The 24,507-nt window shown below is 71.1% G+C and carries 14 protein-coding genes and 2 pseudogenes; 9 read left to right on the forward strand and 7 right to left on the reverse strand.

Annotation, left to right across the window (positions count from 1 at the left end; genetic code table 11):
• Positions 1 to 54: 54 nt before the first annotated feature.
• The 3 genes from ACIHCX_RS08855 to ACIHCX_RS08865 all read left to right on the forward strand — a co-directional run bounded on the left by ACIHCX_RS08855 (position 55) and on the right by ACIHCX_RS08865 (position 3,570).
• Positions 55 to 972: an alpha/beta fold hydrolase gene (locus ACIHCX_RS08855; protein WP_400027998.1), complete on the forward strand. Its 918-nt coding sequence runs from the start codon at positions 55 to 57 to the stop codon at positions 970 to 972.
• A 101-nt stretch (positions 973 to 1,073) separates the two neighbouring features.
• The gene (locus ACIHCX_RS08860) at positions 1,074 to 2,495 is read left to right on the forward strand and encodes an APC family permease (protein ID WP_400028000.1); all 1,422 of its coding nucleotides are present in this window, start codon (positions 1,074 to 1,076) and stop codon (positions 2,493 to 2,495) included.
• A gap of 52 nt (positions 2,496 to 2,547) precedes the next feature.
• A complete protein-coding gene (locus ACIHCX_RS08865) occupies positions 2,548 to 3,570 on the forward strand; it encodes an acetamidase/formamidase family protein (protein ID WP_400028001.1) in 1,023 nt (340 codons plus the stop codon).
• Between the two features lie 21 nt (positions 3,571 to 3,591).
• On the opposite strand, the gene ACIHCX_RS08870 is transcribed toward ACIHCX_RS08865, so the two are convergent.
• Entirely contained in the window at positions 3,592 to 4,071 is a 480-nt protein-coding gene (locus ACIHCX_RS08870) for a carboxymuconolactone decarboxylase family protein (RefSeq protein ID WP_400028003.1), read from the reverse strand.
• A 124-nt stretch (positions 4,072 to 4,195) separates the two neighbouring features.
• On the opposite strand from ACIHCX_RS08870, the gene ACIHCX_RS08875 reads away from it, so the two are divergent.
• Together ACIHCX_RS08875 and ACIHCX_RS08880 are read left to right on the forward strand one after the other, a co-directional pair.
• Positions 4,196 to 5,185 (forward strand): pirin family protein, encoded by a 990-nt coding sequence (locus ACIHCX_RS08875; protein ID WP_400028004.1) that lies wholly within the window; start codon positions 4,196 to 4,198, stop codon positions 5,183 to 5,185.
• Positions 5,186 to 5,226: 41 nt separating this feature from the next.
• Positions 5,227 to 5,565, forward strand: coding sequence for a GNAT family N-acetyltransferase (locus ACIHCX_RS08880; protein WP_400028005.1), 339 nt, complete (start codon positions 5,227 to 5,229; stop codon positions 5,563 to 5,565).
• Positions 5,566 to 5,653: 88 nt separating this feature from the next.
• Here the strand turns inward: ACIHCX_RS08880 and ACIHCX_RS08885 are convergent, their stop codons facing one another.
• The 4 genes and pseudogenes from ACIHCX_RS08885 to ACIHCX_RS08900 all read right to left on the reverse strand — a co-directional run bounded on the left by ACIHCX_RS08885 (position 5,654) and on the right by ACIHCX_RS08900 (position 11,125).
• Entirely contained in the window at positions 5,654 to 6,505 is an 852-nt protein-coding gene (locus ACIHCX_RS08885) for a DUF1080 domain-containing protein (RefSeq protein ID WP_400028665.1), read from the reverse strand.
• A gap of 78 nt (positions 6,506 to 6,583) precedes the next feature.
• Positions 6,584 to 8,746, reverse strand: a pseudogene (locus tag ACIHCX_RS08890) (ThuA domain-containing protein); the annotation flags it as partial.
• 6 nt (positions 8,747 to 8,752) lie between these two features.
• Positions 8,753 to 9,688, reverse strand: a pseudogene (locus tag ACIHCX_RS08895) (ThuA domain-containing protein); the annotation flags it as partial.
• A gap of 309 nt (positions 9,689 to 9,997) precedes the next feature.
• Positions 9,998 to 11,125, reverse strand: a complete 1,128-nt coding sequence (locus ACIHCX_RS08900; protein ID WP_400028007.1) for a multicopper oxidase domain-containing protein — start codon at positions 11,123 to 11,125, stop codon at positions 9,998 to 10,000.
• 619 nt (positions 11,126 to 11,744) lie between these two features.
• Between ACIHCX_RS08900 and ACIHCX_RS08905 the strand changes: the two genes are divergently transcribed.
• The 3 genes from ACIHCX_RS08905 (at position 11,745) to ACIHCX_RS08915 (ending at position 16,841) form a co-directional block, all read left to right on the forward strand.
• Positions 11,745 to 14,105, forward strand: coding sequence for an OmpL47-type beta-barrel domain-containing protein (locus ACIHCX_RS08905; protein WP_400028008.1), 2,361 nt, complete (start codon positions 11,745 to 11,747; stop codon positions 14,103 to 14,105).
• A gap of 259 nt (positions 14,106 to 14,364) precedes the next feature.
• Complete coding sequence (locus ACIHCX_RS08910; protein WP_400028010.1) at positions 14,365 to 15,546, forward strand: ROK family protein; 1,182 nt, start codon at positions 14,365 to 14,367, stop codon at positions 15,544 to 15,546.
• 269 nt (positions 15,547 to 15,815) lie between these two features.
• Positions 15,816 to 16,841, forward strand: coding sequence for a TrmB family transcriptional regulator (locus ACIHCX_RS08915; RefSeq protein WP_400028012.1), 1,026 nt, complete (start codon positions 15,816 to 15,818; stop codon positions 16,839 to 16,841).
• Positions 16,842 to 16,964: 123 nt separating this feature from the next.
• On the opposite strand, the gene ACIHCX_RS08920 is transcribed toward ACIHCX_RS08915, so the two are convergent.
• Both ACIHCX_RS08920 and ACIHCX_RS08925 read right to left on the reverse strand, forming a co-directional pair.
• Entirely contained in the window at positions 16,965 to 19,970 is a 3,006-nt protein-coding gene (locus tag ACIHCX_RS08920; RefSeq protein WP_400028013.1) for a M36 family metallopeptidase, read from the reverse strand.
• 333 nt (positions 19,971 to 20,303) lie between these two features.
• Entirely contained in the window at positions 20,304 to 22,868 is a 2,565-nt protein-coding gene (locus ACIHCX_RS08925) for a CHAT domain-containing protein (RefSeq protein WP_400028666.1), read from the reverse strand.
• Positions 22,869 to 23,026: 158 nt separating this feature from the next.
• Here ACIHCX_RS08925 and ACIHCX_RS08930 point away from each other — a divergent pair, with 158 nt between their 5' ends.
• A complete protein-coding gene (locus tag ACIHCX_RS08930) occupies positions 23,027 to 24,463 on the forward strand; it encodes a S8/S53 family peptidase (RefSeq protein ID WP_400028014.1) in 1,437 nt (478 codons plus the stop codon).
• The last annotated feature ends 44 nt before the right edge of the window (positions 24,464 to 24,507 follow it).

Genomic DNA, 24,507 nt, shown 5'->3' on the forward strand with positions numbered 1-24,507 from the left:
TCACGGCCGCGGCGGTGGTTGCGGCGCGTCGCGCTGGGCTGCGTCGTCGCCTTGGTGGTCACCACCGTGGCCTCGTTCGCGTACAACGGCTTCACCGCCGGGCGCGCCGCGCCCCCGCCGGGGCTCAGGTACGTCCAGGCCGGGGATGTCCGGACGCGTTACCAGACCTGGGGTGCGACGGGCTCGCCGGTCGTCCTGGTGCACGGCGCCTTCGAGTCCGTCGACACCTGGTCGCGGCTGGCCCCGTTGCTTGCCCGCCACCACCGGGTGTACGCACTCGACCTGACCGGCGACGGGTACAGCGAGCACCGCGGCCCGTACACCGTCGACCATTTCACCCGTCAACTGCTCGGGTTCCTCGATGCCATGGACCTTGGAGGGCCCGGTGAGCGCCCGCTGCTGGTGGGGCACTCCAGCGGAGCCGCCGTGGTCACGGAGGCCGCGCTGCGCGCTCCCGGCCGGACGGGGGGTGTGATGCTGCTCGACGGCGACGCCCTCGACACGGGCGCCGGTCCACCGTCGGCCTTCAAGTACGTGCTGATCGACCCCTACCGCACCAGCCTCCTGCGGATCGGACTCGGCTACGACGGCTTGATCCGAAGGCTGTACGACGCGCAGTGCGGGCCTGCCTGCCCGCCCCTGGACGCCGCCGGTGTGGAGCAGTGGCGACGCCCGCTCCAGGTGCCCGGCGCGGAGGGTGCGCTGTGGAGCATGCTCGCCGAAGGCGTGCCGGGCCTGCCCGCCGACCGGGTGGCGCGGCTCGCCGGGCTGGACCTGCCCAAGGCCGTGGTCTTCGGTGCACAGGACGACGTGTTCACCCGGCAGACGCCGCAGCAGACCGCCCAGCGCATCGGCGCACCACCGCCGACCCTCATCCCGGGCGCCCGGCACCTGACGATGATCTCCGACCCCGAGGCGGTCGCGGCGGCCGTGGACAAACTCACGGCCGCGCCGCACGCGGCAACCCGCTGACCGCCGCTGTCATTCGTAGGAGGTCAGAACGCTTCCGTCGGGAACCGACTGGCCCTACGCTCTCCTCCGCGGTTTTGGCACCCGGCAGTGAGGAGAACGCGATGACCGAACATCCGCCTCCCGACTCGCTCCAGGACTACGGCTACCGGCAAGAACTCCACCGCTCCCTGACCTTCCGGGACCTGCTGGTCTACGGCCTGGTCTTCATGGTGCCCATCGCGCCCTTCGGCATCTTCGGCAGCGTCTTCCAGGGCTCCGGCGGCATGGTCGCCCTGACCTACGCCATCGGCATGGTGGCGATGATGTTCACGGCGCTGTCGTACGCGCAGATGGCCCGGGCGTTCCCCATGGCGGGCTCGGTCTACGCCTATGCCGGACGGGGCATCGCGGCTCCCGTCGGGTTCCTCTCCGGCTGGATGATCCTGCTCGACTACGTGCTGGTGCCCGGGCTGCTGTACCTGATCGCCTCGATCGCCATGAACTCGCTGGTCCCGGCCGTCCCGGTATGGCTGTGGCTGCTGGGTTTCGTGGTGCTCAACACCGCGGTCAACTACACGGGCATCCGGATGACCGCGCGGGTCAACAAGGTGATGCTGCTGGCCGAACTCGTCGTGCTGGCCGTCTTCGTGGTGATCGGCGTGATCGCGCTCGCCCAGGGCAAGGGCCGCGGTTTCGACTTCACCGCGGTCTACAACGGCGGGACCTTCTCCTGGGGGCTCGTCTTCGGCGCCGTCTCCATCGCCGTGCTGAGCTTCCTCGGCTTCGACGGCATCTCGATGCTGGCCGAGGAGAACAAGGACTCCGCCCGCGCCATCGGTCGCTCCATGGTGGCGGCGCTGCTGCTGGCCGGCGTCCTGTTCATCGTGCAGACCTGGCTGGCCTCCCTGCTGGTGCCCGACCCGGACAAGCTCATCGACCACGGCGACCCCGACGGCACCGCCTTCTACGACGCGGCCCGCGCGGCCTCCGGCGCGTGGCTGGCCACCCTGACCGCCGCGGCCACCGCCGTGGCCTGGGGCTTCGCCAACTCGCTGGTGGCCCAGGCCGCCACCTCCCGCCTGCTGTACGCGATGGCACGAGACCGGCAACTACCCTCTTTCCTGGCCAGGGTTCACCCGCGGCACCGGGTTCCGGTCAACGCGACCCTGCTCACGGCCGCCGTCTCCGTGGTGCTGGGCCTCTACATGAACTCCCGCGACGACGGCGTGACGCTGCTGAGCACGCTGATCAACTTCGGTGCGCTGACGACCTTCCTGGTCCTGCACGTGTCCGTGGTCGTCCACTACCTGATCCGCCGGCGCAGCCGTGACTACTGGCGGCATCTGATCGCCCCCGCCATCGGCTTCGCGATCCTGGCGTACGTCGTGGTGAACGCCGACATCGCCGCGCAGCGACTGGGGTTCGTCTGGCTGGGCATCGGTGCGGTGGTGCTGGCCGGGCTGCTGCTGACCGGCCGCCGACCTCGGCTTGCCGCCATGGAGTCCGCGGACGAGCAGGCCGCGACCCCGCCGCGCAGCGGATAGACACCGCACGCGCATGCCGCATCCCGTACTCCCTCACAACCAAGGAGGCGCATTGAACTCGCTCGCCCAGGTGATCGGCATCCCCGCGGACCCGGACCGGTACGCCTACTCCTTCGGTGGCGGGTCGCCCGTCGTGACGGTGCCACCCGGCAGCATCGTGGAGCTGACCACCGAGGACTGCTTCGGCGGCCGGGTGCGCGGGACGGCCGACCTGCCCAGCCAGGTGTGCGCCTTCCCCTGCCTCAACCCGGTCACCGGTCCCATCGCCGTCGCCGGCGCCGAACCCGGCGACGCGCTGGCCGTGCACTTCGTGGACATCTCCCCGGCCCGTGACTGGGGCGTGTCCAGCACCTTCCCGCACTTCGGCGCGCTGACCGCCACGCACACCACCGCCATGCTGCATCCGGCGCTGGAGGAGCGGGTCTGGCTCTACGCCATCGACGCCAAGGCCGGCACCTGCCGGTTCGAGGCCCGCCACGGCGACTTCGCGGTGGACCTGCCCCTGGATCCGATGCACGGCACGGTCGGCGTCGCCCCCGCCGCGGGCGAACGGCTGATGTCCATCTCGCCGGGTGTGCACGGCGGCAACATGGACACGCCCGAGCTGCGCGCCGGAACCACCGTGTACTTCGGGGTCAACGTCGAGGGCGCGATGCTCGCCATCGGGGACGGCCACGCCCGGCAGGGCGAGGGCGAGGTGTGCGGGACGGCGGTGGAGACCGCCATGAACACGGTCGTGGCCGTGGATCTCGTCAAGGGCGGCGCGCCCGCCGTGCCACGGCTGGAGAACGACGACTTCCTGCTGAGCACGGGGCACGCGCGCCCACTGGAGGACGCCTTCCGCATCAGCCAGCACGATTTGGTGCAGTGGACGGCGGACCTGCTGGGGCTCGACCGGCTGGACGCCTACCAGTTGGTCAGCCAGGCCGGTCTGGCACCGGCGGCGAACGTCTGCGACACCCAGTACACGATGGTCGCCAAGCTGCCCAAGCGGATCCTGGGCGGCGCCCGCGCCTACACCGGGGTCCACGACCGGTTGCGGGCGCTGGGCGCGGAATACCTGCGGCAGCGCTGAGCCGCCCCGGCCGGGGACCGCCTACTGCGGCCGCACCGGGTGCTTGCTCATGATCGAGACCCGGTTGAACGCGTTGATCGTGACCGCCACCCAGATCACCGCGGAGATCTGGTCGTCGGTGAGCACATCGCGAGCGGTCTCGTACGCGGTCTCCTGGAGGGCCGCGTCGCCGGGATCGGTGGTCGCCTCCGCCAGCGCGAGTGCCGCGCGCTCGTCGGGGGTGAACAGCTCGGTGTCCCGCCAGGCCGCCAGCACTCCGAGCCGCTGCGTGGTCTCGCCCGCCCGCACGGCCGCCCTGGTGTGTACGTTGAGGCAGTAGGCGCAGCCGTTGATCTGCGACACGCGCAGGTTGACCAGCTCCACGAGTGTCCGGTCGAGTCCCGCCCCGGCGGCGACCTCACGGACCGCTTCCGCGGTCTGCACCAGCGCGCGGTAGGCGGTGGGATGCTGCTTGTCGATGAAGATCCGCAGGTCCTCGGACTCCGTCGTGTGGGTGCTCAACCTGGGACTCCTCCGGGGCCTGTCCGGCTCCCTTGCCGTGTCGTGTGTACCTGCCGGTGTCAGCGTCCTATTATCGCGACACGATGGTTGAATGTAAAACGATTTGTGAGGGAGGCGGTCCACGGTGAGCAACGCCGAGACGAACCCCATGGAAGTGCGGTGCGGAGGGCCGGCCGACGGCGAGGCCGCGGCCGAGGCGGCCCGGGTCGACGTCCTGACCGCGCGGGACGTGCCTCTCGGCGGCCCCCGGGCGATGACCGTGCGGCGGACCCTGCCGCAGCGCGCCCGGACCCTGATCGGCGCCTGGTGCTTCGCCGACCACTACGGCCCCGACGACGTCTCGGTGACGGGCGGCATGGACGTCGCCCCGCATCCGCACACCGGGCTCCAGACGGTGAGCTGGCTGTTCAGCGGGGAGATCGAGCACCGGGACAGCCTGGGCAGCCACGCCTACGTACGACCCGGCGAGCTGAACCTCATGACCGGCGGGTACGGCATCTGCCACTCCGAGGTCTCCACCCCGCGGACCACCGTCCTGCACGGCGTCCAGCTGTGGGTGGCGCTGCCGGAGGAGCACCGTGACACCGCGCGCGACTTCCAGCACCACGTACCCGAGCCCGCGCGGATCGACGGGGCCGAGATCAGGGTCTTCCTGGGTTCCCTGGCGGGCCACGCCTCCCCGGTGCGGACCTTCACGCCGCTGCTCGGCGCCGAGATCGTCCTCCAGCCGCGCGCGTCCCTCACGCTCGCCGTGGACCCCGGCTACGAGCACGGCCTCCTGGTCGACCAGGGAGAGGTGCGTCTGGCCGGCACCCTGGTGGGTCCCGCGGAACTGGGCTACGCCCACCCGGGCGCCGACGCGCTGACGCTGACCAACGAGTCGGACGGCATCGCGCGGACGGTCCTGCTCGGCGGAACCCCGTTCGAGGAGGAGATCGTCATGTGGTGGAACTTCATCGGGCGCAGCCACGAGGACATCGCCAAGGCCCGGGACGACTGGCAGAACTCCTCCGACCGCTTCGGCGCCGTCGAGGGGTATCCGGGAGAGCGGCTTCCCGCCCCCGCGCTGCCGAACGCCGTCATCAGGCCGCGCCGGAACCCACCGCGCCGCTGATCCGTCCGACGTGTCACCGACCCCGTCCGAGAGGTAACCCGATGAGCCAGCCCTCCACCGCCGCGACCGTCCGGCGGGCGAACGCCAAGCACCGCTACGAGATCCTGGTCGACGGCGAGCGCGCCGGACTGACCGCCTACCGCGACCGCGGTGAACAGCGCGTCTTCTACCACACCGAGGTCGACGAAGCCTTCGCCGGACAGGGCCTGGCCGCCCGGCTGGTCCAGGAGGCGCTCACCGACGTACGCGCGTCCGGGAAGCGGATCGTGCCCGTCTGCCCGTACGTGGCCAAGTTCCTGAAGAGGCACGAGGAGTTCGCCGACATCACCGACCCCGTGACCCCCGACGTCCTCCAGTGGCTGGAGACCCGACCGGGCTGACCGCCCGCACTCTTCGAGCTGGCCGGCCGAGCGGCGAGAAGCCGGGCCCGGGGCGTCCGCCCCGGGCCCGGCTCCTGTCGTTGTCCGGCTACAGACTCCGTACCCGGATGTTGCGGAACTCGGTCAGATCGGTGTCGCTGTGGTTCTGGAGCCCCACGTACCCGCTGAGGAACTGACGCAGGTCCGTGGGCGGGTCACCCGCACGGGACGACGACTTGCCGGGCGTGTTGTCGAACTCGTTGATCACCACGCCGTTGCGGATGATCGTGTAGTGCTGTCCGACCGCACGCACCTCGTAGTCGTTCCACTGGCCCTTCGGGGTCACCCTCGCCTTGTCCAGGTCCAGCGGCCTGAAGTTGTAGACCGAACCGGTCTTCTGGACCTCACCGGTGGCCCCGTCGTAGATCTGGATCTCGTGGCCGCAGTAGATCGCGACCCACTCGGGGGCGGTGCGGGCCGAGCCGACCGTGCCGCAACTGCCGTCCGGGCGGTCGGCCAGCGGCGTCCTCGGGTCCGGGAACCGGATGAAGACCCCGCTGTTGGCGTTGGCGCTGCCAGGCGCCACATCACGGAACTGGAGCCTGACCGAGAAGTCCTTCAGCTCCTGCTTGGCGTACCACAGCATGCCCATGCCGCCGGAACTGCGCAGGGTGCCGTCCGACTGGAGCGAGAACTTGCCCGCCCCGGCCTGCCGCCAGTCGGCCAGACTCGCCGCGGTCCCGTCGAAGACGGACTTGTACCCGGCGACCTTGCCGATCTCGCTCTGCGCCGCCGCCTTGCTGATCGCCGCCGCCTCGCGGTTGTCGAGCACACCCTCCTTGCGGAGGTCGTTGACCACGGCGTTGACGTGGCTGACGAATCCCCCGTGGTTCGGCCAGGAGGCCTCGTCGTCGATCAGGTCGTTGACGGTGCAGCCGCCGCCGGCCCGGTGGTTGGTCACGCCCGTGTCGGTGTCCAGCAGATGGACGGTCGGCCGGGCGTCGGGAGCGGGGCAGCCTGCCTTGGCGTCGAACGTCGCGGTGGCCTTCTCGCCGTCGGCGTAGGTGACCGTCAGCTTCGCGTGGTACGTGCCGTAGTCGGCGTACGTGTGCGTGGGGTCGGCCTCGTGCGAGGGCTTGCTGCCGTCGCCGAAGTCCCACTCCCAGGCCACACCACCGGTCCTGGCGCTGGAGAACGCCACCGTCTTCGGCTCGCTCTGGGTGATGACCCGCGCCCCCGCGTCCTGGGGCTTCGGGGTGGCCGGGCCGCCCTGGTAGGTGATGCGGACGAGCTTCTGGTTGTTGTCCAGGCTGAAGAAGCCGTTCGCGTAGTCGAGCATGTACAGGGCGCCGTCGGGACCGAACTTGGCGTCCATCCAGCTCTGCACCTGGGTGGCGCCGCCGCCCGGCGCGATGATGCTGCGCAGGTCCTCACCGAAGGCCGGCGCGCCCTGGTCCTTGACGTGATCGGGGTCGACAGTCACCGCGACCCGGTTGTTGGCGTTGGACTCGTCACCGATGAACCACTTGTCCTCCCAGTACGCCGGCCAGGCGACGCCGCTCTTGGTGTCCACCTGGGAGCGGTGGTAGGTCGGACCGGACATGATGGCCTGGCCGCCGCCCTTGAGGTACGGCTGGGTGTAGGTGGCCTCGCTGTCGACGTAGCTGGGGACGCCGCTGCCGTCGGCGCGCTCGGGGAAGACCGGTCCGCCGCCCTGGGGCGAGTACCAGATCATGTTGTCGCGGGCCGGCGGGATGTCCACCAGGCCGGTGTTGCGCGGCGACTCGTTCTTCAGGTGGTCGCAGTCGTACCAGCCGGTGAGGACCTTGGCGTCGGTGTTGCTGCGGTCGCGGTACGGCTGCCGGTTGCCCATGCAGTACGGCCAGCCCTGGTTGCCCGCGGAGGTGATGACCGTGGCCGTCTCGTACTTGGCCGGGCCGAGGTCCGGGCTGGAGGCTCCCGCGTCCGGACCGACCCAGCCGGCGTTCAGCCAGTTGTGCACCGGGTCGACGGAGAGCCGCGCGATGTTGCGGACACCCATCACGTAGATCTCCGGGCGGGTCTTGTCCGTGCCCGGCGCGAAGAGGTTGCCCTTGGGAATGGTGTAGGTGCCGTCGGCCTCGGGGTGGATACGGATGATCTTGCCGTTGAGGTTGTTGGTGTTGCCGGAGGTGCGGCGTGCGTCCTGGAACGAGACGCCCTTGTAGTCCTGCGTCCAGTTGTTCCCGGAGTAACCGTCGGATCCGCCGGAGGAGTTGTTGTCGCCGGAGCCGATGTACAGGTTGCCGTCCTTGTCGAAGGACATGCCGCCGCCGGCGTGGCAGCAGCTGTGGATCTGTGTGTCCCAGTGCAGCAGGTCCTTGCGGGTGCCCTGGTCGATGGACTCGGACGCGAAGTCGTAGGTCAGCCGGGAGACCGTCCGCTGGCCGATCCGCTTGTCGCGGTCGATCGACTCGTGCGGCATCCAGTAGATGTAGATCCACCCGTTCTGCTCGAACTTCGGGTCGAGGGTGATGCCGACCAGGCCTTCCTCGTTCTTGACCAGTTCGTCGCCGCTGCCCCGGTTGCCCATCACGTCGAGCGTGGTGAGCAGCTTGACCTTCTTGGTCTTGGGGTCCCACTGGTGGATGGTGCCGCAGCCGAGACCGACCTTGGGGTCGTCCCAGGAGACGATCGGGCCGGACGGGCAGGCGGCCTTGCCGATGTAGAAGGCCTTGCCGTCGGGGGCCATGGTGAGGCCGTGCGGCTCACCGATCTGGTCGAGCTGCCCCGCCTGGTTCTGGGCGGTGAGCCGCTCGGTCTTGTAGTTGGACGCGATGGTCGCCTGGCAGTCGCCGCGGACCATGCCGGTGGTCCACTGGATGGCGCCGAGGAGGTGGCTCTGGAACTTCGTGTCGGTGGTGTAGCTCTCCTCGGTGCGGCCCATGCCGGTGTAGAAGGACCGGCCGCCGTCGTAGTCCCGGCACCACGAGATCGGGTGGAACGCGCCGTTGGCGCCGGCGCCCGGCTTGTACTTCCACTCCTCGACCTGCGCGACGGTGTGGACCTTGCCGATCGGGTTGGGGTCCCAGTTGATCCACTGGTCGGAACGGGTCCAGTTCAGCGGCAGGCCCTTGTTGGCCGGGTGCTGACGGTCCGTCACGTCGACGACCGCCTGCTGGACCTTGGACTCCTGCGGAGGCGTCGGGTTGGCGTCGAACAGCCGCAGCTCGGCCAACTGGGTCAGCGGCTCACCGCTGTTCGCGGTGATCTCGAGGCGGTAGTGCTGGTACGCCTCGGTGTTGGCGAACTGGAACTGCCTGGTCTGGAACCGCGACGGGAAGGTCTCGCCGGACCGGGTGTCCAGGGTCTTCCAGTTCGCGCCGTCCTGCGAGCCCTGGAGCTTCCAGTCCTTCGGGTCCCGCCCCTGGTAGTCGTTGGCGGAGGTCAGCGCGTAGTTGACCACCGCGACCGGCTTGTCCAGCTTCATGGTGACCCAGCCGGTCGGCGCGTGGGCCAGCCACTTGGTGTCGTCCTTGCCGTCGAACAGCTTGTCCTTGGTCTCGTTCGGCGGGTTGTCGTCGCTGACCGCACTCTCGACGACCTTCTCGGCGTCGGGCAGGCCCAGGGCCGGGCGGGTGCCGATCAGCCCGGTGAACCAGGAGGAGTCGGACTGGGCCCGGGCGGCGTCGTGGACGCCGACGAAGCCGCCGCCGTTGTTGATGTACGCCTGGAACGCGGCCTCCTGCTCGGCGTCGAGGGTCACGCCGTCGGCCGACAGGAACACCACCCCTCGGTACTTGGCGAGGCCGGCGGCGGTGAACACACCGGTGTCCTCGGACTCGACGACGGTGAACCCGTTCTTCGCGCCGAGGCTCTCGATGGCCGCCGTGGCCTTCTTGACGGGGTCGTCCTGCTTGGCGGCCGGTCCGTGGAAGACCAGGACGTTCACCTGGCTCCCGGCGCCTGCGGCCTGGGTGTTCTCCGCGGGCGACTGCGCGTTCGCCTGCACGGCCGGCAGCGCGCCCAGCCCCACGGTCAGCGCGGCGCTGGACAGCAGGACGACGGCGCGGCGCCAGGACCACACGTGGCCGGAGGCCCGTGCGGGACGCGACGGCGGTGCTCCGCTTCGTCGTGAGAGGGCGAACCGGTCTCTCTTGCCCATGGTTGCTCCTTGACTCGATCCGACAACGGAAGAGTGATCAGGGGATGGAGCGAGGGCTGCCGCGGACGCCCCGCCCGGCGTGCGCCGGGTGAGGCGGCTCTCGGCGGGCGGTCACGATGCCCGGGAGGACGGGTGCCGGAGGGGTGAGGTCGGAGTTCGCCTCGGGTCCTTGCGGGTCAGGACCGGCCGGCGGCAGTCGTACACGCCCGTCGGACCGTCAGGTGGTGCCGACGGGCGTGGCTTGGGGGCGTGGCTCGGGGTGTGGCTCGTGGGGGGCGGGGTCCGGAGCGCGGGCCCCGCCGCTGCCGTCTAGTGGTGGTGCATGCCGCCGTCGGAGGTCGAGCCGTCGGCCGCGGTCATCTCGTGATGCATGCCGCCGTCGGAGGTCGAGCCGTCGGCCGCGGTCATCTCGTGATGCATGCCGCCGTCGGAGGCTGAGCCGTCGGCCGCGGTCATCTCGTGGTGCATGCCGCCGCCGGGGACCGAGCCGTCCGCCTCGGTCACGAGGAACACACCGGCCATGCCCATGTCCGAGTGGCTCTGGACGTGGCAGTGGTACATCCAGGCACCCGCGCCGACCCGGTCACCCGCGATCACCTGGAACCCGAACGAGTCCGCCGGACCGACCGTTTTGGTGTCGATGACCCGGCTCACGTCCTGCGGACCCTGGAGGATCCCGGTGCGGTTGTCCACCCAGCGGTGGCCGTGGATGTGCCAGGTGTGGAAGAACTCCCCGTGTGTGATCACGATGAACTCCACCCGCTCACCGCGGACGGCCTTGAAGGTGGGCGCCTCGTGGGCGGGCTTGTTGTTGATCGCCATGTCGTTGAACACGACCGTGAACTGCTTGTCGGGCAGCACGTCACCCTTGCGGCGCACGATCACGGGGCCGTACAGGCCCTTCTTGATGCCGCCGGTGCCGTGCTCGGTGCCCACGTTGTGATCGTGATAGTGCCAGTAGCCGGCGCTGCCGGCCTCCCATGTCCCGCCCTGGTTCGACGGGGCGTGGGTGCGCCAGACATAGGTCCGCCGGCCCCCCGGCTCGACGACGCTGTCGTTCATCTTGGTGCCGTCGCTGGCGACGTCGTAGTCCAGGCCATGCACATGCAGACTCGCGGCGACGTCCAGGTTGTTGACGACCTCGATGTTCATCGTGTCGCCCTCGGTCAGCTCGATGAGCGGGCCGGGGATCGTCGCCTCGCCCGGCTTCAGGCCGTAGCCCATCTCCCCGTTCGGCAGGTTCTCCATGTACAGGGTCAGGTTGCGGACGGTGCCCTTGTTGTTTCCCTGACCGTTTCCCTGCGGCGACTTGTCCTTGGGGTCTGCGGTGGCGGTGGCGGCGCCGAGCACCGTGGGTACGACCGCCGCGGCGGCCGCCCCGGCGGCGAACGCTCGCCGGGAGAAGAGGCGTCTCGTACCTGTGCCTGAGTCGGTCATCGCTCTCCAAACCTCGATACGCGTGCGGGCCCGAAGGCGTCGCGTGGTCGTGATGTGAGCCGCCGCCGACGGCAGCCGTCCCGTCAGAGCGGTGCGCGGTGTGCGGTGGTGCGCGGGGCGTACGGGCCCGCGGGGCAGGCGGGGCGGTCGTCGGATCGGACTCCGGTGGCAGCCGCCCGGCTTGGCTCGATGCGCCGGACGCGGCGGGGTTCGGGTCGGTTGGGCGAACGGGATTCGCCTCGGGACCGCCTTACCGTAGCGGGCACCCCTCCAGTTTTTCCAGACTCAGGTCAAAGTTGGTTGGATTGCGGCCATAGACCTTGGCGAGTGGTCAAAAGCTCGGTAACTTCCCCACGTTGCCGCACTTTGAGAGAGGTGGGGTCGGGTCCGGGAGACCGCCCCCTCGGCGCGCTCATCCCGGCGACTGGTCGTCCAGCAGACGGGACCGCGAGTCCCTGCGCGGTGCCTCACAAGCGAATTCGCGAAAGGTGCAGCGGTGTTCAGAAGACTGCTCCATGCCCAGACGGATCCGCCCTCCTCAGGATCAGCGCCACGCAAACGATTCCGCGCGCACCCGGTGCTGGTGGCGCTGGTCGCCGTGGTCTTCACGGCCTTCTCGGTGGCCGTGCCGGCCGCGTACGCCGCGGTGAGCCACGGGTCGGAGAAGGCGGCTGCCCAGGTGCTCACCTGGACGGCCGGCGACGACTACACGAAGTACACGTCGGCGCCCACCACCGCGGTGGCCGGACCGGCGACGATCGTGTTCGAGAACAGCCAGGCCACCGGCAACACGACCGGCATGCCGCACACGTTGACGTTCGACGTCTCGAACTCGGACTACAACAACGACGTCAGCCTCAACATCCAGGCGAGTCCCTTCGACTCCAACGGCGGCAAGTACACGGCCGAGGTCGTCCTCACGCCCGGCGTCTACCGCTACTTCTGCGCGATGCCGGGCCACCAGACGATGACGGGCGAACTCGTCGTCACCGCCGCCCCCGGCGAGGACGACACCACCGCGCCGGAGACGTCGGCGACGGTGTCCGGGACGAAGGACGCCTCCGGGAACTACGTCGGCAGCGCGACGGTGACGGTGTCGGCGTCGGATGCCGAGTCGGGTGTGGCGAGTGTGGAGTACTCGCTGGACGGCGGTGCGTTCGTGGCTTATTCGAAGCCGGTTGAGGTGAGCGCGGTGGGTGCGCACACGTTGGCGTATCGGGCGTCGGACAAGGCGGGGAATACGTCGGCTGTGAAGTCGGTGGAGTTCACCGTGGTGGCGGCTGTGCCGGAGGATGAGACGCCGCCGGAGACGTCGGCGTCGGTGTCGGGGACGAAGGACGCCTCCGGTAACTATGTGGGTAGTGCGACGGTGACGGTGTCGGCGTCCGATGCCGAGTCGGGTGTGGCGAAGATCGAGTACTCCCTCGACGATGGTGCGTTCGTGGCTTATTCGAAGCCGGTTGAGGTGAGCGCGGTGGGTGCGCACACGTTGGCGTATCGGGCGTCGGACAAGGCGGGGAATACGTCGGCTGTGAAGTCGGTGGAGTTCACTGTGGTGGCGGCTGTGCCGGAGGATGAGACGCCGCCGGAGACGTCGGCGTCGGTGTCGGGGACGAAGGACGCCTCCGGCAATTACGTGGGTAGTGCGACGGTGACGGTGTCGGCGTCGGATGCCGAGTCGGGTGTGGCGAAGGTCGAGTACTCCCTCGACGATGGTGCGTTCGTGGCTTATTCGAAGCCGGTTGAGGTGAGCGCGGTGGGTGCGCACACGTTGGCGTATCGGGCGTCGGACAAGGCGGGGAATACGTCGGCTGTGAAGTCGGTGGAGTTCACCGTGGTGGCGGCTGTGCCGGAGGATGAGACGCCGCCGGAGACGTCGGCGTCGGTGTCGGGGACGAAGGATGCTTCCGGTAACTACGTGGGTAGTGCGACGGTGACGGTGTCGGCGTCCGATGCCGAGTCGGGTGTGGCGAGTGTGGAGTACTCGCTGGACGGCGGTGCGTTCGTGGCTTATTCGAAGCCGGTTGAGGTGAGCGCGGTGGGTGCGCACACGTTGGCGTATCGGGCGTCGGACAAGGCGGGGAATACGTCGGCTGTGAAGTCGGTGGAGTTCACTGTGGTGGCGGCTGTGCCGGAGGATGAGACGCCGCCGGAGACGTCGGCGTCGGTGTCGGGGACGAAGGACGCCTCCGGCAATTACGTGGGTAGTGCGACGGTGACGGTGTCGGCCTCGGATGCCGAGTCGGGTGTGGCGAAGATCGAGTACTCCCTCGACGGCGGCCCGTACGTCCAGTATTCGGCGCCGGTTGTGGTGAGCGCGGTGGGTGCGCATGCGTTGGCGTATCGGGCGTCGGACAAGGCGGGGAACACGTCGGCTGTGAAGTCGGTGGAGTTCACCGTGGTGGCGGCTGAGGAGAAGGACAAGACGCCGCCGGAGACGTCAGCGTCGGTGTCCGGGACGAAGGATGCTTCCGGTAACTACGTGGGTAGTGCGACGGTGACGGTGTCGGCGTCCGATGCCGAGTCGGGTGTGGCGAAGGTCGAGTACTCCCTCGACGGCGGCCCCTACCTCCAGTACTCGGCACCGGTGGTGATCGACAGGGCCGGTAGCCACACGCTCCTCTACCGGGCGACCGACAAGGCCGGCAACACGTCCACGCCGAAGTCGCTCTCCCTCACCGTCGTCGACAGCGAGCCGCCGACCGACTGTCCGGAAAGGGACGACCGGGCCACCGTGTTCGTCGGTTCGATCAACACCGGGGTCCCCAACCGCGTCACGGCCGACGGCTGCACGATCAACGAGCTGATCGAGGACCACCAGGTCTGGAAGAACCACGGCGCGTTCGTCTCCCACGTCGGACAGGTCGTCCAGACGCTGCGGGACGAGGGCGTCATCGACCAGCGGGAGGCCGCCGAGATCAAGAAGGCGGCCGGCCGGTCCGACGTCGGCAAGCCGGGCGGCGGGCCCTCCGACACGTGAGTCGGGACAGGGGCGGTGACGCCACCTGAGCCGTGAGCCCTGGCGGGCTGTGTCAGCGGCCCGCCAGGGCACCCTTCGGGACCGAGCCCATGACGCTGCTGTGAACCGGCTTTGTCCATCAGCAGATGAAAGTCGCGCACGTTGGTTCCCAAGTTTCTTTCATCAGTGGCAGCTCGGTGCTACGGTCCTCCTCAAAGTCGTGCCCCCCACGTGCCGGGCATGCGACGATTCTTGCCACGACGGGGGCGGCGTGAGGTCTATGACGGCTCGACCGGCCAATCTTCATCAGGCCCGGCTGCTCCGCCTCCTGCGCGACCTCGGCCCGCAGTCCCGGGTCGCCCTGGGGGAGCAGGTCGAACTGTCGCGCTCCAAGCTCGCGTTCGAGATCGACCGGCTGCTGGAGACGGGCCTGGTCGTCCAGGACGGCCTCGCCGCTTCCCGCGGCGGCCGCCGCTCGCACAACGTCCGGATCGCCCCGTCGCTGCGGTTCCTCGGCGTGGACATCGGCGCCACCTCCGTGGATGTCGCGGTCACCAACGCCGAGTTGGACGTCCTCGGCCACGTGGCCGAGCCACTGGACGTCCGTGAGGGCCCGGTCGCGGTCTTCGAGCGGGTGCTCGCTCTGGCCGGCAAGCTGCGCGAGGCGGGGTTGGCGGACCACTTCGACGGCGCCGGGATCGGCGTGCCGGGACCCGTCCGGTTCCCCGAGGGCGTCCCCGTCGCGCCGCCGATCATGCCCGGCTGGGACGGATTCCCCGTCCGTGAGGCGATGAGCCAGGAACTGGGCTGCCCCGTCCTCGTCGACAACGACGTGAACCTGATGGCGCTGGGCGAGCAGCAGGCCGGCGTCGCCCGCTCCGTACGCGACTTCCTGTGCGTGAAGCTCGGAACCGGCATCGGCTGCGGCATCGTCGTCGGCGGCGAGGTCCACCGTGGGGTCACCGGCAGCGCCGGCGACATCGGCCACATCCAGGCGGACCCGGACGGGCCGCGGTGCGCCTGCGGCAACATCGGTTGTCTGGAGGCGTACTTCGGCGGCAGCGCTCTCGTGCGCGACGCGACCGCGCTCGCCCAGTCCGACCGCTCGACGGAACTGGCCGGACGGCTCGAAGCGGCCGGGAGGCTGACCCCCGAGGACGTGTCGGCCGCCGCCGGCGCCGGGGACGCCGCGTCCCTGGAGCTGATCCGCATGGGGGGACGACGCACCGGTCAGGTCATCGCCGGCCTGGTCAGCTTCTTCAACCCCGGCCTTGTGGTCATCGGGGGAGGGCTCACCGGGCTGGGGCACAACCTCCTCGCGAGCATCCGCACCCAGGTCTACCGCCAGTCCCTGCCGTTGGCGACCGGCAACCTGCCGATCGTCCTCGGCGAACTCGGCCAGGTCGCCGGCGTCGTCGGCGCCACCCGGCTGATCAGCGACCACGTCTTCTCACCGGCCTGATCCACCCGGCTTGATCCACCCGGCTTGATCCACTCGGTCTGATCCACCCGGTCCGACGCTCCTGGCCGGAGCATGAGCACCCGATGAGGTTCCCCTCATGCGGTGCGCGGGCGCGAGCCCGTAGCCCGTGCGCCAGAGCGCGATCTCCGGCTGTCCGCACTCTGGCGCGAGTGGACGTTGACACGTCAAGATCTCCTCCGCGGCGACTCCGTCGGCGGGGAGCCGGTTCCGGGGAGGGCCGGTGCACGACCGGAGGGGAGAGGAGCGACATGTACGAGAGCGCCAGTCTTGACTCCGTGGAGGTACGTGCGTACCGCAACCTGGTCAGGGTGCGGGAGGCGACGCCGTCCCAACTCGCCCGCCGCCTCAATCTGTCGGGGCGGGAGGCGGCCAGGCTCCTCGCCACGCTGGAGGCCAAGGGGCTGGTGAGCCGCGCCGAGGGTTCGGCGCAGCGCTTCCGTGCGTCGCCGCCGGATCTCGCGCTCGGCCCGCTGCTGCTGAGCCGGCAGCAGGAGTTGCATGCTGCGGAGTCGGTGATGGCGGAACTCACCGAGGAGTACCGCAGGCAGACCCGGCGCCGGGGCTCGGTCGAGACGGTCGAGACGGTGACCGGGGCACCGGCGATGGCCCGGACCTTCGACCAGCTCCAGCGCGGCGCCCGGGACGAGATCCTGGCGCTGTGCAAGCCGCCGAGCGTGGCCGTGCCGTCCCGGGGCAACGACACTCAACTCGAGGTCCTGGCCTCGGGGGTGCGCTACCGCGCGCTCTACGAGCGGTCGGCGCTCGAGGTGCCGCCCGAGGTGTTCCGGATCCGCGAGTTCGTCGCATGCGGGGAACAGGCCCGGGTCGCCGCGGAGGTCCCGGTGAAGATGGCGGTCGCCGACCGGCAACTGGCCATGCTGGTGTCCTCGCCCCTACCCATCTTGGACGCGGGCGGACCGGCCGCCACCCCCTGCGCCGAGCCCACGGCTCGGCCGTCCGCCGTCCTGGTCCGCCCCGGCGCACTGCTCGACGCTCTGATCGCGTTCTTCGAGAGCCTGTGGGCGGGCGCCTCCCCGCTGGCGCTCACCGAGGACGGACTGGTCGGCGAGAGGGAATCCGACCGGACCCCTCCGCCGGAGGACCTGCTCCTGCTCTCACTGCTGCTCACCGGGCTGACGGACACCGCCGTCGCCGGCCAACTGGGCACGAGCCTGCGCACCGTCCAGCGCCGCATCCGCGATCTGATCGAGTTCGCCGGGGTCCGTACCCGGATGCAGCTGGCCTGGGAGGCCTCCCGCCGCGGCTGGCTGTAGTGCCCGTCGCACCGGGCCCGATGCGACGGGCCCGGTGCTACAGGCTTGGGATCAGCCGGGACCACCTGGGGCGACCCCTGTACGGGGCGGCTCCGGTACGTCCGTACCGGAGCCGCCGGCGGATCACTTCTCGAAGACCTGGAACTCCGCGGCCCGGACGTTGAACGCCGCCGGGGAACCGGTGGCGCAGTCCGTCACGTTGTTCGGGTCGTTGTCCTGCTTGCCCGCGTAGGCGGGGTTGCCCACGCACTGGTTGGTGATCGCCTCGACGCGCAGGTCGGTGGCCGAGGTCGCCGGGATGTCGAAGCCGCGCATGACCAGGTCCGGCGCCGCCGGGCGCGGCTTCGGCGCGTCGAAGGCGTCCGCCGGGCTGAGGTAGACGACGTGGAACTGCTTGGGCTGGGAGCAGTCGACGGTCGCGGTGCGGGTGCAGGCCGAGACCTCGAACTGGCGCAGCGCCGAGAAGCGGCTCTGGCTGCCGGTGTCGCCGCCCGGGTCCTTGCTGTCCGTCGGCCGGTTGAGGGCGCTGACCTGGATGCGGCGGACCTTGGTCGGACCGTCGACGGCCAGGTGGATGTAGACGCCCTTGCCGGTCACCGAGGTGCCGGTCTTCTCACCGACGTACGCCCAGTTGGTGCCCTCGTCGTCGTCGATCAGGGCGGCCGCGTTGTACCCGTCGCCGGTCGCGGTGGCGCCGGCCGCCGCCGAGGCGAGGTTGGGCTGCATCTTCACCTTGACGGTCTGCTTGGAGGCGTCGTCGATCTGGAAGTCGAACCGCGTCAGGCCGTAGCCCGGGGCGACCGCGATGGCGTCGTAGTGGCCCTTGGTGAACAGCGCCTTCTTGTCGAGGTCGGCCGTGGTACCGGCGATCGGCGTGGTCCGGGCGCTGAACTTGCCTATGTAGATGCGGGCGTTGGGGATCTCGTCGCCGGTGTTGACCACCTTGAAGGTGATGTTGCCGTTGACCCCGGTCGGGGTGGCGAAGTCCGCGTGCGGCCGGGTGTCGCTGGTCGAGGTGGCGGTGGCGTCGATGCCCATGCCGCGCTTGGCGAAGGCGCCCCACATGACGTCGAGGTCGGCGCCGTGGTAGCGGATCTTGTCCGCGGCGAGCATCGCGTCACGGGCGTCGATCATGGTGATCTTGCCCGTGCCCATCAGCAGGTACGAGTCGAACATCAGCTGGATCCAGCGCCGGCCGCCGCCGCAGTCGTCGACCGAGGTCTTGCCGGCCGCGCACGAGGCGAGCACCTTCTTGGCCGGCTCGCCGTACTTGCCGACGAGCGCCTGGCGCACCTCGTACTGCACGGCGTTCCAGATCTCGCCGTCGGAGTGCACCTCCGGACCGCCCATGTCGTAACCGAAGTTGGAGTAGTTGAGCGGACTCCGGTCGATCGCGAAGTTGCGGATGCCGCGCTCGTTGTTGTCGGTCACGTACGGGCCGACCACCCACGGGTCCACGCCGTCCGGGACCACACCGGTCTCGATCAGCCGCTCGGTGGCGACCAGGTCGCTCCAGGACTCGCCCATCGAGCCGCCGTGCGTACCGGAGATGCCGGAGGTGCCGCCGCCGATCATGCGGTTGGTGATGGCGTGGGTGTACTCGTGGCCGATGACGGAGGCGTCGAAGTCGCCGTCGGCGCAGCGCCCGTAGAAGGCGCCGGCCTGCGGCTGCCACAGGTACATGTTGGTCAGCGCCACACCGCCGTCGGCGCCGGTGCTCTGGTTGGCGTTGTTGCGGGTGGCGGGGTTGCTGCCGCCGGAGCGGGCCACGCCCATCTCCGGGTCGCCGCCCTTGCCGCCCAGGTCGTGGTTGTCGTGCTGCATGTTCCACGTCTTCTCGGTGAACCCGAGGTGGTACGAGAAGTCGTGCATCACGTTGTGCTGGGCGAACAGGTTGCCGATCGCCGCGTCGCGGTCCGGCTTCGCGGGGTCGGTCAGCACCTTCGGGTCGCAGCCGGTGGCGTGCCAGGCGTCGGTGTAGGAGTAGTCGTAGATCCGGTCGGCCCGCACGTCCGGGGTGATGCCGAGCCAGTTGCGCCCGGTGGCCGTCAGACCGTCACTGGCGAAGGCGTTGGAGCCCAGCGTGGTGCCCAGTTTGTAGGAGCCGCCGTAGGTGCCGCCGCCCTCACCGGAGGCGATGTCCCAGGCGTGGTGCGGAGTGCCCGGGGCGGAGTCGCTCATGACGCGGTCGCAGCCCGGAGCGGCCACCCAGCACCAGGTCTCGCGGGTGTCGGCGGAGGAGTCGTCCAGCGGGGGAGAGAAGGGGAAGGCCTTCCACTGCGGGTTGCCGTCGTGGTCGTCCGCGACCCCGTCCTCGACCAGGGACCGGCGGGCCAGCACCTCGCCGGTGCGGGCGTCGACGATGCTGTCGTACAGCTCCGGCTCCTCGCCGGCGGAACCGGCCTGCACCTGGTAGGCCGAGCGTACGGTGCCGTCGGGGTCGGCGATCACGACGGGGCGCACGAGTTGCGGTCCGGACAGGCCCGAGCCCTCGAACTTCCGCCACGTGTCCGCGCTGTCCACCGCGGTCAGCTTGCCGGCGGTCAGCGCCACGTCGGCCAGCGCGGCCTTGATCGCGTCCTGCTCGGACAGGGTCGCCGGCTTGGGTGCGCCGGTGACCGGGGCCAGGGCGCCGGTGACGCTGACCACGGTGCCGTCGACCACACCCACGGAGACCTGGCCGTCCCGGCCGAACGCCTTGCCGTCCACCTCCTGGGCGAGCAGCACCGCGGCGCCCTTGCCGATCGCGGTGCTCGACACCAGCTTGAGGTCGTCGACCTGGCCGGCCGGGATGCCGAACAGGTCGGCGTTGGCCTTCAGATAGGCCCGGGCGGTCTGCTCGGGCTTGGTCGGCAACCCCGTCGCCAGGGCGGTGCCGTCGCCTTCCGGCACGACCGTGGTCGGTGTGCCGTACCGGCTCCAGCTCACCCGGGCGTCCGCCTTGGCGGCCGCGCCTCTGGCCTTGCTCGACGGGGATCTGTGGGTCCCGGGCAGGTCCTTGTCGGGCTTGCCTCGGTGGTGGGCGCCGGGCGTGCCCGGGCCGGAGTCCGCCGACCGCGGCTGCGCCGGGCCCGGGTCCGCGCCGGCCGACGGGGTCTGGATCACCGCGACGATGCACGCCGTGGCCACCGCCAGGACGGTTCGCCGAACACGTGTGGAGCGTGTGGAGTATGTGCGCACTCGTACCCCTCTCCTCATGGAAGGACCGGACGGGGATTGCCCTTCCGGCACTCGCGGAGAGTGGCACGCGGCGTGATCCAAGAGGAATGATCGCGCGTGGCGGAAACATGACAACGCACGGTTCCGCCACGGTGGCACCACAGTTTCGTCACGCTTCCGCCACAGGTTGACGCCGGTGCTCCGGTGCTCCGGTGCTCCGGTGGGCCGCGTCCGCTTCTCCTGGGCCGCCCCTCCCGCCGGTCTCAGACTCCCCGCGCCGGTCTCAAGCCCAGCCCGCAGGTCTCAGGCCGCGCCGAACGCCGCGAAGGCCCAGCCCGTCGCTTGGTGCGTCGCGTCGTCCGGCAGCGCGGCACGCGCGTCGCGCAGCGCCTCGGCCAGGGAGAGCCCGGCGTCCAGGCCCTTGTGCAGGGCGAGCATCAGGGGAACCACCGCCTCGTCGTTGACGGGGACGCTGCACGCCACCACCCCGGCGGTGCCCAGCGGCAGCAGTGCCGTGACCAGGCCCAGGAGTTCGTCGGCGCCGACCGAGGCGAACCGCGCGGTGTCGCAGCAGGACAGGATGATCCGGTACGGGCTGCGGTCCAGACGTTCGAAGTCGTGCACGATCAGCGGGCCGTCGGCCATCGTCAGCGACGAGAACAGTGGGCTGTCCGCGCGGAAGGTGCCGTGCGCCGCGATGTGCGCGAGCGCGGCCCCGTCCAACTCCCGCAGCACCCGCGACACATGCGCGTCGGCCTCCTCCAGCACGGTCGGCGTGCCGTAGCGTTCGGCGAGTTCCGGCACCTCCGCGCCGCGGGTCGCCAGACCCGGGCCGCGCACCAGCACCCGGCGGCCCCCCGGCGGCCGTTCGGTCTCGTGGGCGCGCAGCCAGCTGCTCGCCGACGGCGACACGCTCAGCACCCGCTCCCGCAACGACGGCAGCAGCGCCCACGGCACCCGGTGCAGCGAGCCAGGCGGCACCACCACGACCGGTCCGGAGCCCAGGTGCCGGGCGGCCGGGCCGAGCAGCAGCTCCTCCAGGCGGCGCCCCGCCGCCTCCACCAGCGGCAGCCGTGCCGCCGCCCCCGGGTGGGCCAGCCGCCGCAGTCCCGCCTGCACGTGCTCGGCCTCGGCCACCGCGTCCGCGAGCCGCCCGGCCTCGAAGCGCCGTACCCGCCCCTCACCGCACAGCAGCACATGCACCCGCCCGTCCAGCACGGCCAGTTCGACCAGACGCGCGTCCCCGAGCCGCGCCAGCAGCCGGCCGGGGTCGAACCGGTCGCCGCCGCCGGGCGCGTCGCCACGCAGGCGCAGGGTGCGTGAGCGGATCTCCCGTTCCAGGCGCCGCTGTTCCCGTTCCAGGGCGGGCACCGGGTGGCCGTCCTGGCGGGCGTCCTGTGCGCGGGCGGCGATCTCACGGAAGGCGGTCAGCCCGCTCAGCAGGGCCGGGTCGGCGGGCGGCCGGGTGGGCGGCGCGGACAGCACGGTGGCCCGCCAGCGCTCGCTCCACACCAGCAGCCGCCGCGGCTCACCGGAGGCCAGTGCCGCCTCCTGGGCCAGCGCGGCCAGTTCGGCGCCCTGCGCGGTCGCCCGGGCGCGCAACTCCGAGGCACCCAGCGTCATCCGGTGGTCGTCCAGCACGTCGAGCCCGCGCCGGCACGCCTCCAGCACACCGCGGCGGGAGCCCGCCGCCCGCGCCCGCAGCGCCTGCGCCGCCCAGCCCGTCATCCGGGCGAGCGGCGGTCCGCCGTGCCGGCTGCGCGCGGCGAGGGCCAGATGGCTCTCGGCGTCCGCCGGCCGGCCCAGGGCGAGCGCTATCCGGCCCGCCAGCAGCGACGCCTCCGGCGCGGCCGGCGAGCCGAAGGAGGCCAGCCGCTCGGCCACCGCCGCGGCGTCCGCGACCAGCCGGCCCGAGCGGCGCCCGTCGGCCACCCGGGCCTCGATCAGCACCAGCCGGGCGTGCGTCTCCCACCAGGTGCGCCGCTGCCCGGCGAACAGCCGCACGGCCAGCGCCGCGCGCGCGATCGCCGTGTGCGGGTCGTCCGCCAGCCGCGCGGCCCGCGCCGCGGCCAGCAGCAGCTCCGCCTTGCGGGTCGACTGGCCGCCGATACCGTCCAGTTCGGCGATCGCGGCGTCCGCCCCGGCCAGCGCCTCGGGGGCGAGACCTGCCGCCATCAGGACCTCGCAGCGCCGGATGTCCAGCATGAACGTCGGCGTGTCGAGCTTGGCGTACCGCTCCTCGGCCTCGTCGAGGAGCCGCAGCGCCGCCGGGACGTCGCCCTGCCGGAACGCCGCCAGGCCCCGGCTCTCCACGGCGTCCGCCTTGTCGTGCTCCTGGCCGGTGGTGTCCCACAGCGCCTGAGCCGCGGTGAAGTCGGCGTCCGCCCGTTCCACCGCGCCCAGCGCCAGGTGCACGGTGGCCCGCAGCGTCAGCGCCCGCGCCGTCCAGATCACGTCGCCTGCCTGCCGCAGCACGGGAATCGCCCGCCGTACGTCCTCCAGCGCCTCACGATGGCGGCCCAGCACCCACCACACGTACGCCCGCCGGAACAGCACCCGTGCCCGGGTGTGGCCCGTCCCGCGCACCACCCCGCGCTCGAACGCCGTCAGTCCCTGCCGTGTGCGCCCCGCGTGCACCAACGCGACTCCCAGCGTGGCCAGGACGTCGGCCTCCCGCTCGGCCGAGTCGGCGCGCGCCGCCAGGTCCCGGGCCCTGCGCAGATGCCGCAGGGCCAGCCGGGTGTCGCCGAAGTCCCGCTGCCAGATGCCGATCACCTGGTGCGCCACGGAGCCGTGCAGCGGCGGCGGACCGGCCTCCAGAAGCCCGCGGGCCCGCGCCAGGGCCTCGCCCGGCGCCGCGAACACCATGGGCAGCAGTTCGAGGACCGAGTCGCTTCCCGCTGTCACGGGTCGGATGGTAGTGGCCTGGTGGGGCACCTGGAACCGGCGCATGCGGGTTGACGCTGTATCAAGCGGGCGCCGAATGGCTCAGACTGACGACCGGCGCACCAACGGGAGGATCCGCCATGGCACCTCAGCGATTCAGCGAGCAGTTCGCCCAGATCCAGCGCTCGATGCCGGACGTGCCGCTGGCGATGGGCCCGGACGACGCCGCCGAGTTCTGCTACGAGAAGGGCGTCGTCCTCGCCCGCGACGGCGAGGAGGCCCGGCTGGTCGAGGACACCGTCCGCGCGCACTTCGCCGCGGCGCCCGACCTGACCGCGGACCGCGTGCGCCGGGCGGGCCCGGAGACCAACCGCACCGGCGTCACCCGTATCCAGGTCGGCGACCCGGGCCGCGGCGTCCGCGGCGGCGACCTCGACGTCACGCACGCGCTGCGCGCCCTGCGCGAGCACGAGGGCAGAGCCGGACGGCGGCTGGTGAGCCGCAACCACGTGGTGTCGATCGCGGTCAACGCCTGCCCCGGCGACGAGCCGGTGCCCGCCCCGTTCGCCGAGGGCCCCAACCCGGCGCCCGCCGAGACCGCCTACGACGAGGACACCGCCGTCGGCGTCCTCGTCGTCGACACCGGCCTCATGCACGACTACCGCTCGGTTCCGACGCTGGCCCACGTCCAGGGCGACGCGCAGGTGCGGGAGACCGACGAGGCCGGCGTCCTCCAGCAGTACGTCGGCCACGGCACGTTCATCGCCGGGCTGGTCGCGGCCGTCGCCCCCAACACCGACATCACCGTGCGCGGCACCCTCAACGACGCCGGCGCCGTCCTGGAGTCCGACTTCGGCCACCGGCTGTTCGAAGCCGTCGACGCGGGCGGCTGGCCCGACATCCTCAGCCTGTCCGCGGGCACCTCCAACGGCCGCACCGACGGCCTGCTCGGGGTGGACGCCTTCATGCGGGAGCTGCGCGCCCGGGGCACCCTGCTCGTCGCGGCCGCCGGGAACAACGCCAGCGGCACCCCCTTCTGGCCCGCCGCCTACGCCGGTCTGCCCGACTACGCCGACTCCGTGCTGTCGGTCGGCGCCCTGCGCGGCGACGGCGAGCACGGCGCCTGCTTCAGCAACCACGGCGCCTGGGTACGGGCGTACGCCCCGGGCGAGCGGCTGACCAGCGCCCTCACCGGCTTCGAGGCACCCGTGCCGTACGTCTACCAGCACTCCACCTACGACGACTGCCGGTTCGGCTTCGCCTACGCCTGCACCTGCCAGTCCCCGCGGCACACCGGGGTGCTCAGCGAGGCGGAGCAGAGCCCTCCGGCGAAGGCGGACCGGGCGATGTTCGAGGGCTTCGCGCAGTGGAGCGGCACCTCCTTCGCCACTCCCGTGGCGGCCGGCATGATCGCGGCGCACATGAGCGCGCACAAGGAGCGCGACCCGCGCGCGGCCCGGCGCCAGCTGCTCGAGTCGAACACCGAGTACGCGGAGGTACGCGGGGCGCACGTCCCGGCGCTGCGTCCGCCGACCTGGCGTCCGGTCCCGGTGGTCCGGCTCGCCCCACCGGCATGAGGTCCGGAACCGTCCCCTCCACGGCGTACGATGGCAGGCCGTAT

The sequence above is a fragment of the Streptomyces sp. NPDC052043 genome (assembly GCF_044548235.1).
Lineage (GTDB): Bacteria > Actinomycetota > Actinomycetes > Streptomycetales > Streptomycetaceae > Streptomyces.